The following is a 17,072-nucleotide window of genomic DNA, read 5'->3' on the forward strand; positions in this document are numbered from 1 at the left end:
GTATAACCATGACACTATCAAAAGAAAGATGGAAGACCATCGAATCGGTGCTCGATCGCGTTCTCGATCAACCTGTCGAAAACCAGACCGAGTATTTGCGCTCGCTGTGCGCAGGAGATGAAGACTTGTTCAGTGAAGTCAAGGCGCTACTGGATGCGGAACAAAACGCCCCGGACTATATAGAGCAGCCCGCCGCCGACTTCGCCCAGCCTTTGCTGCAGGAATATTTGGACTACACCCACCCACCGGCAGCGCAACCCAATTTCGACGATATGCATATCGGCCCTTATCACCTGTGCGAAGAAATAGGTCGCGGCGGCATGGGAGTGGTGTATCGCGCCGAGCGGAGGCAGGGAGAGTTCGAACAGCAAGTCGCCATCAAACTGTTGTGGAGCGGACATAAAAGCGATATGGCACTGGACCGCTTCAAGCAGGAGCAGCAACTGCTGGCTTCGTTGACACATCCCAGCATCGCCCAGCTCTACGACGGTGGTCTGACCGAAGAGGGTCACCCGTACTTCGTTATGGAGTATGTTGCCGGGGAGCCGCTGGACCGCTACTGCGATCGGCGGGAACTGGATGTCGACGATACCCTGCGACTCTTGCTGCGCGTGGCAGATGTGATCAGTTTTGCTCACAAGCACCTGATTGTGCACCGGGATATTAAATCTTCCAATATTTTTGTGACAGAACAAGGCCACATAAAACTACTTGACTTTGGCATTGCGAAACTCTTAGACACCCAACAGGATACGAACCTGACCCGAACCGGCGAGCAGCTCTTGACGCCGGGTTGCGCCGCGCCGGAGCAGTTGCAAAACGGCAATATCACCATTGCTACTGACATTTATCAATTGGGTTTGGTGACTTACTATCTGCTGAGCGGCAGACAACCGTACCAGGATCGGGCCAAGTCGCTGGCCGAATTGATCCGGATGATTTGCGAGGAAGAACCGAGTCCGCCAAGTGTCGCGATAACCAGCCCCGATATCTATACGTCGAAAACCGGAGATAAGCCAGCGAGACAGCTTTGTTTTGCAGAACCCAAAAAGCGACGCAAGAAACTTGAGGGCGACTTGGATGCCATCGTTCTGAAGATGCTCAAGCATCTGCCCGATGAGCGCTACCCATCGGTGGAAGCGTTAAGGGCCGATATCATTGCCTACTTCGACAACCGCCCCGTCACGGCCCAGAAGCAAAGCCTGGCCTATCAAAGTAAGAAATATCTGCGCCGCCACTGGCGCCCGGTTTCGGTGGTCTCGGTATTCTTCGCCCTGCTCGGCACCTATGCCACGACAATGACTTATCAAGCCAATGAGATTCGCATGGCACTGGAAAAAAGCCAGATAGAGCAGAACAAGTCGCAGCGGGTATCGGATTTTCTGGTCAATATCTTTAAGGCGGCAGACCCCAATGTAGCCGGTTTGGAGACCATCACCGCCAAGGCCCTGCTGGACCAGGGGCAGGACAGAATTGTCACAGAGCTGAATAATATCCCCGAAGTCCAGGCATATATGCTGACACTGATCGGCGAAATCTATTTCAGTCAGGGCAATCTGGCGGACAGTACCAGGCTGCTTGAGGAAGCATTGCAACGACGACGTGAACTGGAAGGACCTGAAAGCCTCGGGCTCGCCACCACACTCACCCAACTGGCGTTTTCCTATCAATATGCAGGCCGTGGTACGGAAGCCAAAGCCTTACTGGAGGAAAGTCTATCCATATACCATCATTCACGAGAAACCGAAAGCGTCGAATATGCGGAGACACTCTCCCTTTACGGCTACTTGTTTTACGAACAGGGCAATTACGAAAGCGCTATCAAACACCTCCAGCGAGCCATTGCGATTCTGGAACCGATTGACAACGGTCAGCACGAGGAGCTGGCCTCAGCCCTGAATGATCTGGCTGTGATTCAGCATTTTCGCGGCGACTTCACCGCCGCCCGGGAAAATATGAGGCGAGCCATCGGTATTCATCGGGCCGTATTGGGCGAGGAGCACTCCTACTACAGCCTCTATGTAAGGAACTTTGCCACCATGCTCACCGACATGGAGGTTTTTGATGAGGCACAGGCGCTCGCCGAGCAAGCCTTAAAAATGCAGGAGAAAATTCTCGACAAGCGCCACCTGTACATTACTTACAGCTTGAAAACACTGGGGGTTTTGGCTTATCGACGAGGGGAGTTGGCAGATGCGGAGCGCTATTTGCGCAACACCGTCGATCTACAGGCCGAGTCCGCTCAACCGGCGCCACTGGTACAGGCCGATAACCATCTGTGGCTCGGGGCCGTATTGCAGGACGGTGGCCACCATCTGGAAGCGGACCGCCATTACACCAAGATGATAGAGCTATTTCGACAACATACAGAAAGCGGCGAAATCATCGGCAGAGCCTTGTGTCAAATAGCCTCTTTAGCGCTGGCACAGGGGCAACTGCAGAAAGCACGGACGGTGTACGAGGAAGCCTTGCGCATTATGCCGGCCGGCAATATACGTTTTACATTGGCCCAGGTGGGATACGCCCAGGTACTCCTGGAGCTGAACGATCATAATGCGGCGGAGCAACTGCTAAGATCGGCCCTGGAATTGCGCTCGGCACGCTACCCGTCACAGCACAGTATGATCGCCGAAACTCAGGTGCTGTTGGGGCTGGCAACCAGTATCAAGGGAGACAAAAGTGAGGCCGAACGGCACCTGACGCAGGGCTTGGCAGTCTTGAATCAAAACCCTCTGTTCAACTATGGGACGCGCAAGCAACTGCTTACTCTCGGTCGCACCACACTTTCAACACTCGCCAGATAAGGCGCCGCAGCTCCCCGCCTGCGGCGCCACTGCCCTGTGCGACACCGATGCCGGCCGGGACATCACCCGAGCCGGCCTATGGACGATCCGACCTAGGGTGACACCACATCATCAATGACCACCGGCTCCGGACAAGAGAGGTTGACATGCCCGGCACCTTGCGGCCCACCTTTGTATACATTACAGGCGACTGCCTGCACTAACTTGTTGACGCCCAAGCCATCTGTCGAGGGATAGGGTACCACCGAGGCATTGCGCGTGATTGGACAACTGTCCAGCCCATCGTCAGTAACCACGGCGATGACTTTACTCGGTAGAGCAGGATCGGGCGTACAGAAGTGCATAACATTTTTCGGAAAACACATACCGCCGCTGACATAGCGCTTGGTGCCCTCGGGACAAGGTGCCATGGACACAGGCAAAATGGGGCTGTCGGTCGATATCGCCTTTGCCAGCGCAAACGTCATACACTGTTCGGGCAAACCAACCGCCCTGAGAGAGCCCGGGGCACAGGCCAGCGCATTGGCGGACCAGCTCAACCTGGGCGGCCTCGGCGTGCAGTTTGTGGCTCCCGGCAGGCGCCGATCATCGGCCCCGCATGTAAAAGAAGGCAGGCGAAGTTGTGCTTTTTTCTCCCCGTTTTCTCCCTCGGTCAGGGCGAGCGTCAGATGCTGCGCAATACAAAAACGCCCGTCCTCTGTCTCATCATAACCGCTTTTGCACTCGCCAAAACTGGCATCTAAAAGGTATTTATGAGTATCCGGATCAATATTGATACGTATTGAATCTGCGCCGACACAGAAATTCGTGCCTCGTGGGCGCACGAGGTTGCCCCAACATTCACCTGCGCCGTCAGCGGGATATACCGGACTCGTAACGGCTTGGGCAATACAAACATCGTCAAGCTCAGGCCAATGAGAGGCGCGGTAACCCGCCGGGCAGCTATCCACACTTTTGATATCTCCCGGGCCCTTTGCGGCCCAGGCAAGAGCTGAAAGCAACCCCATACTGATGGCCAGCACACTAAAAAAACGTAGTGAAAAATGTAATAACGGTAGATGTAGCGAATAATATCTCATCAAAATAATAATCCCCCAAAAAAGTTTCGTGCAAATTCCGCACGTCACGCTTTTAACAGAATCGAGAGAGAAAACAGGACACCTGGTGCAAAAATAATTCATAAGTCACTAAAGGCACCCTCTTGCATCCTCCCTCATACCGTCGCAACTATGACGTATCGCACGAACAAATAAAGTAAAATGCTGCCAGCTCCGCGTATGCATTATTCACCAATCCGGTATCGACAGCCCAATGCCTACCCTGGCATTCAGAGCGGCGCCTCCAATTCATCCGCATAGTTCACTAACTCATCGGCATTGCTCACACCATCGCCGTCCACATCCCCCTCAGGATCGAGCCACTGCGCAAGCTCCCCGGCACTCAGCGCGCTTAGCATGCCCTGCCCCTGTTCGATATACAAGCGCACCAGGTAGCGAGCCAGGGGATGGTCGTCCAGCGGTCGCCCTGCACCAGGGCAGCGGTAGCCTGCGCGGTAGCGGCCGGGGAGCAGGCGGGCACTGCCGTATCGGCGAAGATTTCATTGACCTGCGCCGCAAAGGATTCAAGCACCGCACCCAGCGGTCGAGCACACCCTCGGAGTTCAGCACCGGCTTGTTAGGTATTATCAAAGCATTGAGAAAATGCCGATACGACGCCGTGAGGGGTACCACAACGCCGCTAACAGGACTCATCCTCAATCACGCCTTGCTTCGCCGCCGACCACAATGTTCCGGCAATGGTCTTGGTGCCCAAAGCCGACTTAGCCGCCGCCATATGCTTGTCGACAGTATTCGTACTCAGGCACAAGATATCGGCCGCCTCCCGCAGGCTCACATCCCGGTGTGCTATCGTATTGAGCAAGCGCTTTGGTCGGGCCGTCAGCTTGCGTCTACCCGAATTTTCCGCGTCACGCAAAATAGCCGGAAGCGTCTCCTTGGCAGCCGCCTCTACGACTCCGGCGAGTATATCCAGTGGGTGCAGCTCGTTTATCTGCGGCGTTGTTTTCTCGACGTCCCGACCCGCATTCCCACACAGGTCAACCGAAACCCGACCTCTGAGCGCCGGCACACCACAGGGTGCCAGGTAGTAGCGTGCCCCCCCCGCGTCGGCAATCATCAAATACCGCTCTTTGCCGGCACCCGTCAATTCGTTGTCTACACGGAGGCTGGCTATAAAAAGATACAGCATGGATAGATGGCGATTGCGTAAACTGTCGGCAACAGCCTGGAACATTACCGAGCCGCATTGACCGGCCTGTCCTCCGTAGCTTGTCAGCAAAATCCTCGAGATCAGGGCGGTCCTGCCGCTGGGATTGTCAGCGCTGGACAGCCCTATAAAGGAGTAGTCTGAGTAACCCAGGCGCTTGATAATGCGCGTAACACCGGCGGCAAACGCTGCGGCCGTTTTATAGCGACTGAGACTGCGAGAAAAGCTGCGTTCTAATTTTCGTTGTGAGAACGGCTGGTCGTCAGTTTCGTTATTATCAGACATCAGGCTGGGTCACCCCATTAAACCAGACCAGAGGGTCGGTCATCGCAAGTGGCGAACCGGGCTGAGAGTCGGCCTTAGGCGAGACTGTAGCGGCGTGCTTCCCTGTGCCGTATCTTTATCTTCCCGCCTGCCGTACAACCCGTTGCATCTGTTTTTCCTATATACCTTCCGATTGGAGCCTATAGGCCGTAATGGCTGTGAATACAAAAACCCTGCCAGTTTTGCACAGGATTGGCTGCCACCCATTACAAATAGCCTGGGTCTCCTATGCGTTCAACAGCTCTAAACAATACACCGCATCGTGCAAAGGTCCGCGCCAAACAGCTTCCCTCGATCAGTGTAGAGACCTCGAACTCAGGCCGTTACCACATTTCCAGGGAAAAAGTTCATAAATACCTGGGTTCTCCGAAATATCGGCATGGCATATAGGATATCAAGCAGGTATAACCTTGTATTCGCTATCAGCTCCCGGTCAGCCCGGAGACCGAGAAACCCGGTTCCCTGAGTATGGCAACACCAACAGCAAACCGAATACTAAAGGTGTGTTATTGGATAACCGCTTGTGTCATTACCACCAGTAAGACGTTGTGGGCGAATACAGCAGCCGGTGTGCCCGCAGACCACTACCTGTTTGATTCGCTGCAGCCGCCCTCCATTAACGTCCGCAAAATTTTCAAAGACACCAAAGGCTTTATCTGGCTGGGGTCAGCCAGCGGACTGGCACGGTTCGATGGCTATGACTTTCGGGACTATACTTATGATGCAGCAGCCGCATTACGCCTTTCCAACCTTTATGTCGAGGACATTGTCGAGGACCCTTTCCAGAGGCTTTGGATAGCGACACATAACGGCTTGAATCGACTCGACCTCAAAACCGAAAAAATCACCCACTATTTCCACAGCAGCAAAAGTCAGGGGACTATAGGCGACAATCACATCAATTCCCTTCTGCTGGATAAAAAGCGCCTCCTGGTCACAACCGTCCGCGGGCTCGATGCCATCGACCTCCAGTCCGGTGCAATCAACAATGTGTTGCAAGGCTATAACATTACGCAGGTCTACAAGGGAGCGGGCGATAGTTTATGGCTCGGTACCCGCGAAAACGGTTTACTGCATTACCGTGAGCACACCGGACAACTCAAACACTATACGTTCTCGACGGAAAAGCTGGGTTCAGCCAACGAAATTACCGCTATCGTATCCCTCGACGACCACTTGTGGCTATTGACGGGCGGGGGATTGATTAAATTTAACCCTCGCACCCAACGATCGATTAAGCAGGCAACCGTTTTGCAGGACAAGCAACTCACCGATATCACTATCGACAAAAATCACCATTTCTGGATAACGACAAGAGGCCACGGGCTCTATCGATACTTCCCCGGGGATGGAACCGTGCAGCAGTTTAACGCTTACCCAAACAGCGACAACAGCCTGGGTTCCAATAATCTTGCCACGCTATTTTTTGATGCGGCAGAAAATCGCCTTTGGATCGGTCACTACTCAGTGAATAGTATCGATTTATCGCTGCCGGTTTTTATGATCCGACACCACTTACCGAATAGGGTCGTTTGGGGGGCTAACCTCAGCAATAACAACCAGTTCTTAATCAGCACAGCGGGCGGCCTCAGCATCTACCATACCCAAAGCGCAAGCCACGAAAACCACACCGGCATCAAACCGGTTTTTGATGCGGTAGGGACGGACAACAAAGTCTGGATGACCAGTTCGACCGGGTTTTTCATGCTGGACAGAGAGACCGGACAAATCACCAACCTTACCTCGGCGGTAGAGCCGCTGAGAGAAAAGTCGACTAAGAACCTGAGTTACGCAATGGCGCTCAATCCACAGGAATTCCTGCTGTCCTCACGCTACGGTTTAATAAAATGGAATACTCACTCACAACAGGCAGCGCTCTATCAAACCGGTCCGTCGCCACAACAAAGGCGCGATAGCGATACCACCAATATCCACCTCTACAAGGGGACGGTTATTGTCGGCACCGCAAAGGGACTATACTACTTGACAGAGACAGGGGTATTGGCCCAGTACAACCTCGAGACACACACTACCCCTCTTGACGACGCCGTTATTTTTACCGCCGCGGCAGACGACAATCATGTTCTCTGGGTAGGGTCCAGTCAGGGCCTGTTCAAACTGAAAGACCGCCGAATCGTCGCTCATTATACAAGCCGTCACGGGCTGTCTAACAATAAAGTCTATGATATCGCCATCAGGGGCAATCGGCTTTGGGCCGGCGGCGAAAAAGGCCTGGCGGCTTTCCGCATCGGCGACCGGGAGTTCAATCAAATCCAACTTGACAGCGATCTCTTTACCATTGGCATTAATACCTGTAGACGCCCGGCGGCCGACAGTCGGTATCTGTACTTCTGCACCCCGGAAGGCCTGCTCTATTTTGCCCCGGATATACTGGCCAAAACCATTGACCCGCTTACCACCCGCATTACCGGCTTGCGCCTGTTTAACCGACCTGTAGCGCCCGGCTCGAAAGCCCTGCCGCAGGCGATCGAAACCACCGATCAGTTAACTCTCGATTACCGCCAAAATATGTTGAGCTTTGAATTCTCCGCGCTAAATTACTCAAACACCAATCATTTATACGCCTACCAAATGCTGGGGGTCACCCAAAACCAGGCGTGGATTTCAACCAACGCACAAAACCGTGTGGCAACCTTTACCCTGCAAAAGCCCGGAAACTACACCTTCAGAGTCAAGGCCGGCTGGTCGGAGCAGGACTGGAGCCCCGAGATCACCGAACTTAAAATCACTGTTTTACCACCCTGGTGGCAAACTCGCTGGGCTTCCGTATCTTATATTCTGCTGTTGCTGAGTATAGTCTTTAGTTTTTACAAACTGCGCACCCGCACTCTGCGACTACGTGCCGCTGAGTTGGAAAAGCAGGTGTATCAACGCACCGAGGAAGTGACACGCCGGAAAGACCAGTTACAGCGCCGCAATAAAAAAATCAGCCGGCAAAAACAGACCATTGAACATTTGTTGGCAACAAAGAATGAATTATTTGCCAATATTTCTCACGAACTGCGTACCCCGCTGACCCTGATCCGCGGCCCGATTAGCCGTGCGATCGAAAACCTGAACACAGCGGCGGAAAAGAATGCGCTGCGAATCGCCGAACGCAACACCGATCGGCTAACCGCGCTGGTGGAGCAGTTACTGATGCTATCTCGCCTGCAGCAGTTTGATGATGTACAAAAACCGCGACTGCAAAGGCAGTCGGTGAGCGATATTACTGATCAACTGTGCCAATCCTTTCAGAGTATCGCCGACTCACAAAGGCTGGATTTTGATTACCATATCCAAACCAATATCCACACGCTGGCATGCGATCAGGCGCTCGAAGAGATGATCGTCAACTTACTCGCCAATGCCTTCAAATACACACCCGGCGGCAATAGCATAACAGCTACCCTCAGCCGCCAGGGCAAGACGGCAACCATCAGCGTGAAAGATACCGGCGTCGGGATACCCCATGATCAATTGGGCTCCATCTTTGAGCGCTTTGCCCGTCTGCCTCGCGGGTCTGGTCAGAGTGTCGAAGGCGTGGGTCTGGGGCTGGCCCTGGTAAAACAACTGGTCGATCTGCATTGCTGGCAGCTTCATGTGGAGAGTGAACCGGGGGTTGGCAGCGAATTTCAGGTCCATCTACCGGTGACCGAAATACCCGCACCGCCGCCGCTATCGACACCGACAACACTGGCACCGGAAATCCAACAGCAGATCGATTACCTGGGTCGGGTATTTACCCACCGGAATGACACCACACGGTCTCCCAATAAACCCTCTCCCGCCAGCGGCGCCAAACGGCGGTTGCTGATTATCGATGATACACCGGATATGCTGTGCTATTTGGCAGAGCTTTTACAGCAAGACTTTAGTTGCGAATGCGCCGAAAGCGGCGCAACCGGTATCACCATGGCTAACCAACACCCGCCCGACCTTGTTATCTGCGATGTTATGATGCCGGGTTTGTCCGGATTTGATGTGTTGGATCAATTGCGCGAAAATCTCCTCACTGCGCATATCCCGGTGCTTATGCTAACGGCTAAAGGCGACAAAGAGAGCCGGTTAACCGGTCTGAACAAACTGGCCGACGACTATATCACCAAACCCTTCGACGGTAACGAGCTGAGAGCACGCCTTCACGCTATGTGGTCGTTGCAAAGGCGACGGCAGGAATCACTGAAAGAGCAGTTATTGGAGCAACAGCCTGTATCCACCGGCAGCCGTCCCATGGCTGGCCTCACCCCCAGGGACAGGGTCTTTATCGAGAAATGGGAAACGGCAATAGAAGACAACTATACGGATATCAACACCACTGTTGAAAAGCTGGCGCGTTGTCTACATATCAGTCCAGGCCATTTACTGGATAAACTGAAAGCTCTGATCGGCAAAGGTCCAAAAGAATTTCTAAATGAGTACCGTATTAATAAGGCTAAGCATCTGCTGTTAACCGCTCCACTCAGCATCGCCGATATTGCCGAAGCGGTGGGTTTTAAGAACCATCGCCACTTCAGCACGTCCTTTAAAAGAATAACGCGGACTACACCGACAGCTTACCGCAAGAGGCATTCCACAACGGTTGCCAGAGATTGCCGCCAACGCCCAAAACCCTCTTGAACGGTCGACGGCAATTGGTCGATCAACAACGACGGGCCTGTTTTGAAAACAGGCCCTTTAATGGCACCTACTTAAGAGGGTTGCGCCGGTTTATTGATGCCTGCGCCAGTCCTACTGGTCTTGATTGAGAACACTGTGGGCAGGTCCGCCACTGCTGAGGCCGGCGAACTACAGCATGCCAAAATTATCGTCGTCGGGAAAACCAAGGCCACTGGGCCCCCGGCCCGAGGCAGGTACCTTGGGCAGCGGCGCGGGCGAAGGGGGGAGCGGCGGAGCACTCCCCGTAGAAAACATCGCTGCGGGCGGTGTCCAGGAGTCGCCTGATGATAAATCCGGCAGTGGCGGCGGCGTCCAGGAAGCGCCCGAACCCGCCATTGCCGGCGGCGTCCAGGAAGCGCCTGAACCTGCCATTGCCGGCGGCGTCCAGGAAGCGCCTGAACCTGCCATTGCCGGCGGTGTCCAGGAAGCGCCTGAACCTGCCATTGCCGGCGGTGTCCAGGAAGCGCTGGAGCCTGGCGGCGGTAAAGAGCCAGGTGTAGGACCGGTGCCCGTAAGAGCAGGAAGGCCGGCCGCCTCCCTGACTGCGTTCGTCTGCTTGAGATTTTCCACACCGAAATTACTTTTCAGGAAGGACTCCCTGCACATTTCATCGATATCGCCGGCAAGTGACTTCATATACCTCAGCATCGCCCATGCGGCGATAAAGCTACCTGTCCTTCCCTGGCCGAAACCACAATAAACCAGCGTTGCCCCTCGCCTGCTGAAAAGTTCAATAACGTTGGCTGCTTTTTGTAGCTGCGCCGGTGCCGGCGCTGCGAAATCCACTACTTTGAAATGAAAGAAGCCGATACCGGCCTTTCCCAGTCGACGCTTCCCATTATCGTCCATTCTGCAGTGATTCGCGCTGATAATGCAGCCAATTCTTTGCTGCTTAAACTGCTGTACATCAATCTCGGTGACGGAATGTTCTTTGTCTCCCGACATATAATTGGGCTGACTGCCCCTTGCGAGTTTACCATCGAGAACGTATTGGAAGTTTCCACAACACGCGAGTTTACCTGCAGACCGGATATACTTTTTTAAACCGTACAAATTGCCAGCCACCGAGATACTCCTGAAGTTTTGGTTTATTACTATCCGGGCGATCAAAACCTGTTTGTTTGAGGCGTCGTCGTGATTACTGGTTCTGCATTCGTGTTTCACGCCAGTTGGGCGTGAGCTTCTGTTACGCCACCAAGGTCATATACAGTTGCAGAGCAGACAGACCACCGAAGCTCCGGTTGAGCCAAATCGGACGTTATTTGACTATACGATTTTCATATAAAAAGGTTGCAGATCATGTTGACCGATATTCCAGTGCCATTCTCCGGTTAGAAATGGCCATTTTCACAGCGTTGTAGAATCGGCGATCACGCACAGCGCCATTGGACAATCTATTATAGAAACCTTTTTAACTTATTGATTTTAATATATTTTTTGGATTTACCAGATCCAAATAGGCGGCAAACTCCGAATGCCGGACACTGTTCAGATGCGCGCATCAGCTCTATAACTTAAATTTGAGAAAAACTGTTGTTCCCTCACCGGGCAGACTCTCGGCCCAAATGGCGCCGCCGTGTCGGGCCATAATTTTCTTGCAGATTGCCAGCCCCAGCCCGGTTCCCTCATACTCCCTACGGCCATGCAATCGTTGAAACAATTCAAAAATCTGATCGCTGTACTGTTGCTCAAAGCCAATGCCGTTATCGACGATTTTATAAATCCGGTATCGTCCGGTCTCTTCAGCAATGGAAATTTCGACTTTTGGTGTTACGCCCTCGCGAGAAAATTTCAAGGAGTTCTGTATTAGATTCTGCAGTAACCGGTAAACCTGTGACCGGTCCGCCCTGATAGCAGATAAGTCGCGTACAGATATTTCCGCCCTCTTCTCCTGCACAAGAACATTGAGATCAGAAACGACCTCATTGACTAAAGAAGCCAGCTCGAAGGTTTCGAGGCTTTTCGTCGCCCGGTTGATGCGGGAAAAACTTAACAAGTCCTTGATAAGCAATTGCATTCTGTTGGCGGCGGCGATCATCCTGTCGAGATAGTTTTTTAAGGTCGGATCATCATAAGATTCCACCAAGGTCTGTATGCGGCTGCCAAAAGACTGAATTTTCCTCAAAGGCTCCTGCAGATCATGGGAAGCAACGTAAGCAAACTGTTCCAATTGCTGGTTAGAGGCTTCTGCTTCCGAGAGGGCCCTTTTCAACGCTCTTTGTGCTTTTTTTCTGACGGCCATCTGCTCTTCGAGCTCTGTGGTTCTCTCTCTAACTTTTTGCTCCAGAGTTTGGTTGATTTCTTTGAGCTTTTCACTATGCAGCAAGACATAGTTAATAACAATGTTTCGAAGCTTCAAAGCACTGATAGTCTCGACATCTGACCAGGGTAAAGACTTGTTGCGAACTTGTTCTTGCCATAATTTAAAAGAGCTTCGAGGCATTAAACGGTGGCTGCCGTCATCCACAAACTCGATGACTTTCTCCGGTTTTCCACCCCAGTTTTTCGTTTGTATCAGCTCGCGCCTGAACCAGATGATATAATGCTGTTCTTTCACTGATATAGGTAGTATCAACACCCCGCTGGCGTACTCACTCAGTGTATCGAATACCGGGTCCTCAGCACTCAGTTGGTCGGAGTGAAAAATGGTATCGCTAATCTCTATTCGAGAATGAAACCAAGTGAAAACCTTTTCGATATCGCTTTGCGCCGGTGTATCGCCAAACGTATCAATCTCACCATTCAATCGCCAGGCCATTCCCGAGGCATTGAAAAGCGCGATAGTTTTATCCGCTGCTTTTCTCAATCCCTCCAGGAAGTGTTGTTCTTGTGACAGGCATTCGGTGACGGACGCCAGCATCGTCTGTGCCCTGGCCTCCAATAGGCTTCGCTGTTCCCGCGACCTTACAGCCACCAGATGAGAAAGCGTAAGCCCCAAGTAAGCGGCGTTTTCACGCACTCGAAAAGGTACCAGGTGAGGCCCGTAATGATGACACGCGATCAGGCCCCAGAGACGATTACCGACGGTGATGCTGATCGACATCGACGCGCACACACCCATGTTACGCAAGTATTGCCGGTGTATCGGTGAGACGCTGCGCAGCGTACTGCTGCCGAGATCGACATCTTCGTCATTCGGGTGTAAAGGCACAGGCTCGGCATCAGTATCAACCAACAGACGCAGCCTGTTCTTCAAATAAAGTGCGCGGGCTTGAGCCGGAATATCCGACTCTGGGAAGTGTTGCTTGAGAAAGGAGTTGAGTTCGGCTTTTTTCGCCTCGGCAATCACCTCACCGTTATAATCTTTATCAAACTGATAAACCATGACCCTGTCAAAGCCGGTGATTTCACGCACTTCCTCAGCGACATAATCGAATATCTCATTGATCGACTGCAGGTTAATCACTGTGTTAAGAAAGTTTTGAGTTCGATGATATTGAGCCTCAAAGAAGACTCCGATATGGGGGTCAGAGGCTTCCATGTCCATAATAATATACTGTTGGCTATCACTGACTATGACATCAAAATACTTCTTGTGCTCACCTTCCCCCAGAACTACCTGGGTTGGATTGATTTTATGCAAGGTATGATTAGTGGCATGGTGGCTAAGCGTTTTGAAGAGTTCGTCATCAAATAGCTCTGCAAGACTTTTCCCAAGTAACTGATCAAATTCCATACCAAACAACACCGCAGCATTCCTGCTGGCATGCCTGACCGTTAATTGCTCAGGTGTTAAAGCTAACAAATAACCGTGAGGTTGAATCAAACCCGGTATATGGATGGGCTCCTCGGCACAATTGTCCAGGGTGACACCTGCTTGAGCTTGAATTGAATCACTGTCGGTAGGCATTTTATGATCCGATCGGTTAAGAGTAAAACGAGCAGAATAACATACCCGGCCTTGTATCAATGGCCACAGCAGGTGGCGCGGCTATCGGGACAACCAGGCCTGCTAGGCAGGGCAAGAGCACTTTAGGCGAACAAACATCGCCTTAAAAAACCTAAATGTGGTTTCTGCTCCGGACAGGACGGCTCGCTGTTGCTGCGGGTTGTCGCGGGCATAACCATTGAGGACCTCGAGGAACTCGCGCCACTTTTCTCCGCGGGCGCCGCCGTAGCTTTGGAAAAAATGTGGACACCCCGCAGCGACATTGAGCCAGGGCAGCGCTTTCAGTCGCTGCGCAATCACCTTCCCCCCAAGCGTTGATCCCTCCGCCACATACATAGCGCCCAGTGCCGCCGCTTGACCTTGCAACTGTATACCGGGACAGCTTTCACCAGCCAGCGATACCGGCTCGCTGTCACAGTTGAGCGCCACCAAATCCTGCTGCAACCACGACAGCTTGCTTCGGTCTTTCATAAGCTGTCGGGTCAGTGGATACAGCTCAAATTGTTCTTGCAACTGACTGTGTATGTGATAGAACCTCTGCAGGATATGGCAATATCTGCCGGCACACAGTGTGGGATCAAATAACAGCCTGCCTATCCTGCGCTCTACCTGGGTGTGGGCAAGGTGAGTGTGTTCTTTTATAACCTTGGCAATCATCTCATTAGTTGTAACTAAAACCTGGATGTATAGTGGTGAGATGGTAGGGTATAAAGTTTCTAGAATCAAGCCACTGAAAACGGTAGGTGTTGCCGATTGTAAAAATTACAAACTGTCGAAAGACCCGCTCGTGGTCGCTCTTTCACTGCCTTTCACCAGGCAGCATAACCGGTCAGATTCCATCGGCTTGCTTATCAGTCGCAAAATCGGCCAGCGGCTTTTGCTATATAGCCTAGGTCGAGGCATATAGCCTCTATCTTTGATAAAAACCTGAACGATAAGTAAAACTTTTCTGGTATAAAAGTTGCGGTGGCTGGGGCGGATACAAATAAGACCAATGCGCTGACGGGCCGCCCTCTGGGGGGTACCAAAGATGACTCTGGTTTTGCCCCCCACGACAAGAGCGACGCGGAAATCAAACGCTTCTGCCAAGCGTTTATGACCCAACTGCGCCGCCATATCGGTCCCGACCGGGATAAAATTGATCCAAGACAAGCCGATGGGGCGCTTCACTCAAACAAACTAGTGCTTCGACCAGAAAAGAATTTCACTTTGGTGGCACTTAGGTCTCAATCCGGGCCGACCAAGGATACCAAGACCTGTTTTGGAGTGAAAAGATTTACTGATCAGACCACTAGGTATACATATTACCGACTGCTGATTATTTCGCTTAGCGACTTACGCGGACTGGGCTTATCTTTTTCCCTCAGTTCATCGGGCAAGGCTTCCGGGCTATCAGCTACGCCTATCACAAAACCGCAGATCACCTGATACGCATCGTCAATACCAAAGTACTTCGCAACCTGTTGATGATCAATACCACCCATACCGTGGGTATATAACCCCATGGATCGCGCCTGCACTGTTAAACTCATCCACGCAGCCCCACAATCAAAGGCAGCGTAATCATTGCGCTCATTGTTACGGCTAAAGGCGATTTTCGAAGCGATAAAGCCGATCAGAGAGGCGCTTTTAGCCCAGCGCCTGTTGGCCGGCACCAATAAACTCAAGCAATCGGAAAAGTTTTGAGGGTTGGAAAGATAAAAACGCCAGGGCTGCTCATTATAGCAAGACGGCGCCACCCGGGCGGCCTCCAGCAGTGTGTCTACATCTTCTTCACTGATAGTGTACTGCTTAAACGACCTTGGAGACCAACGCCTGGCCAGTAATGGATGCAGCTCTCTGGCAACTTTACGATCGCTAAAATCCGGCGCTATTTCATCAGGGTAGTGCATATTCCACTCCGTAATAGAACTGAAAAACTCTAGGCTACACAGGTTGCGTTGAATTTACTCTTACAGGCGTAACCATAGACCTGGTACCCACCTGGTATCTCGAGGTCGTGGCCTTTGCCATATGGCTTTCCGCTTGTATTTCTTACAGACAACACATAAAAAACGCAAGCGAGATTCTACCTTCCGCCTGTCCGAAAACTATATGGGTCTTGCAAAGCAGGGAGAATGATGAAAAAACTCCGATTAAGAAACCGCTTAGCACCAATCGTATGATCCCCTTCACTTATCGTGCCAGGTGTCATTTATCGTGCCAGGTATCGGATTAACTGCTCTACAACACGCCGGACCTATCAGCGTTCCAGTTGAAGAACTCAATTTTTCTTCACTCCCCTTCAGCTTCTCCATTAAAGAATAAGATTCGGTCGAAATCGGCCATAGTGGCATAAAAATAGCTACAAATACTCTGTCAGGGTACACCGGTAACCGAGGGTGTGCTGGAAACCAACATAGCAAAAATTTGGAGTGAGAAATACTTATGACTAAGAAGAGACTTTCCAGTCATGTTAAAACGGCAACAGCTCTCCTTGCCTGTCTGACCGCCTCGAGCGTCGCTATCAGCGGGGAGAAGGGGAAACACGCAATCCAGGACGGAGAAAAACGCAACGCCAAGGAGTATTGGCAGGAGTTCAAACAGGATAGCGAGCAAAATTGGGAAGACACCAAAAGTGCTTTTCGGGATGGCTGGATCGAAGGTAAGCTGGAAACAGCCCTTATTGTCAATCGTCACTTAGATGCCTTTGATATCGATATATCGGTTGACAACAATGAGGCAAGACTGTCGGGAAGTGTCGAGTCAGACACCCATAAAGAACTGGCAACGAATATTGCCCTTGGTATCGAGGGTATAGACTCGGTGGACAACCGACTCAAAGTGGAAAAGAGTACAGAAAAGAAAGTCAAGCGCCCAGATCAATCAAGGCGCAGTTTCTCTCAGTATATGGAAGATATTTCAACAACAGCAGAAATAAAGGGTGAGCTGTTGGCATCCTCCAACGTCAGTGGTCTCGATGTGAATGTAGATACTTACAGGAACAAAGTGATCTTATCCGGTCGCGTTGAAACAACAGCAGAGAAAGCATTGGCAGAAGCAATCGCAGTGCGCAATAAGGAAGTTGAGGATGTTGTCAACAATCTAAAGGTTGCTCAGAAATAGCAGAGTCTATAGATAAGCGAGCCGGC

Annotated in this window: 10 protein-coding genes and 1 pseudogene; 4 read left to right on the plus strand and 7 right to left on the minus strand. The window is 51.8% G+C overall.

Annotated elements, in window-relative coordinates:
• The first annotated feature begins 8 nt into the window (after window positions 1-8).
• Window positions 9-2,804 (plus strand): serine/threonine-protein kinase, encoded by a 2,796-nt coding sequence (locus FKG94_RS27290; RefSeq protein ID WP_142930125.1) that lies wholly within the window; start codon window positions 9-11, stop codon window positions 2,802-2,804.
• Window positions 2,805-2,896: 92 nt separating this feature from the next.
• On the opposite strand, the gene FKG94_RS27295 is transcribed toward FKG94_RS27290, so the two are convergent.
• From FKG94_RS27295 to FKG94_RS27300, 3 genes are all read right to left on the minus strand, one after another.
• The gene (locus FKG94_RS27295; RefSeq protein ID WP_142930126.1) at window positions 2,897-3,628 is read right to left on the minus strand and encodes a hypothetical protein; all 732 of its coding nucleotides are present in this window, start codon (window positions 3,626-3,628) and stop codon (window positions 2,897-2,899) included.
• Between the two features lie 503 nt (window positions 3,629-4,131).
• Entirely contained in the window at window positions 4,132-4,260 is a 129-nt protein-coding gene (locus FKG94_RS29425; protein WP_281284286.1) for a hypothetical protein, read from the minus strand.
• Window positions 4,261-4,541: 281 nt separating this feature from the next.
• A complete protein-coding gene (locus tag FKG94_RS27300) occupies window positions 4,542-5,354 on the minus strand; it encodes a helix-turn-helix transcriptional regulator (protein ID WP_142930127.1) in 813 nt (270 codons plus the stop codon).
• A gap of 609 nt (window positions 5,355-5,963) precedes the next feature.
• On the opposite strand from FKG94_RS27300, the gene FKG94_RS27305 reads away from it, so the two are divergent.
• Window positions 5,964-10,013, plus strand: coding sequence for an ATP-binding protein (locus tag FKG94_RS27305; protein ID WP_179957837.1), 4,050 nt, complete (start codon window positions 5,964-5,966; stop codon window positions 10,011-10,013).
• 168 nt (window positions 10,014-10,181) lie between these two features.
• Here the strand turns inward: FKG94_RS27305 and FKG94_RS27310 are convergent, their stop codons facing one another.
• From FKG94_RS27310 to FKG94_RS27320, 3 genes are all read right to left on the minus strand, one after another.
• The gene (locus tag FKG94_RS27310) at window positions 10,182-11,117 is read right to left on the minus strand and encodes a protein-tyrosine phosphatase family protein (RefSeq protein ID WP_142930129.1); all 936 of its coding nucleotides are present in this window, start codon (window positions 11,115-11,117) and stop codon (window positions 10,182-10,184) included.
• A 442-nt stretch (window positions 11,118-11,559) separates the two neighbouring features.
• Window positions 11,560-13,902, minus strand: a complete 2,343-nt coding sequence (locus FKG94_RS27315; protein WP_142930130.1) for an ATP-binding protein — start codon at window positions 13,900-13,902, stop codon at window positions 11,560-11,562.
• Between the two features lie 102 nt (window positions 13,903-14,004).
• Window positions 14,005-14,598, minus strand: coding sequence for a biliverdin-producing heme oxygenase (locus tag FKG94_RS27320; protein ID WP_142930131.1), 594 nt, complete (start codon window positions 14,596-14,598; stop codon window positions 14,005-14,007).
• 309 nt (window positions 14,599-14,907) lie between these two features.
• Here FKG94_RS27320 and FKG94_RS29300 point away from each other — a divergent pair.
• Window positions 14,908-15,015 (plus strand): annotated as a pseudogene (locus FKG94_RS29300) (hypothetical protein); the annotation flags it as partial.
• A 230-nt stretch (window positions 15,016-15,245) separates the two neighbouring features.
• Here FKG94_RS29300 and FKG94_RS27330 read toward each other — a convergent pair.
• Entirely contained in the window at window positions 15,246-15,833 is a 588-nt protein-coding gene (locus FKG94_RS27330; RefSeq protein WP_142930132.1) for a nitroreductase family protein, read from the minus strand.
• 535 nt (window positions 15,834-16,368) lie between these two features.
• On the opposite strand from FKG94_RS27330, the gene FKG94_RS27335 reads away from it, so the two are divergent.
• Window positions 16,369-17,046: a BON domain-containing protein gene (locus FKG94_RS27335; protein ID WP_142930133.1), complete on the plus strand. Its 678-nt coding sequence runs from the start codon at window positions 16,369-16,371 to the stop codon at window positions 17,044-17,046.
• Window positions 17,047-17,072: the final 26 nt, after the last annotated feature.

Source organism: Exilibacterium tricleocarpae (assembly GCF_007004655.1).
GTDB classification, from domain to species: Bacteria; Pseudomonadota; Gammaproteobacteria; order Pseudomonadales; family Cellvibrionaceae; genus Exilibacterium; species Exilibacterium tricleocarpae.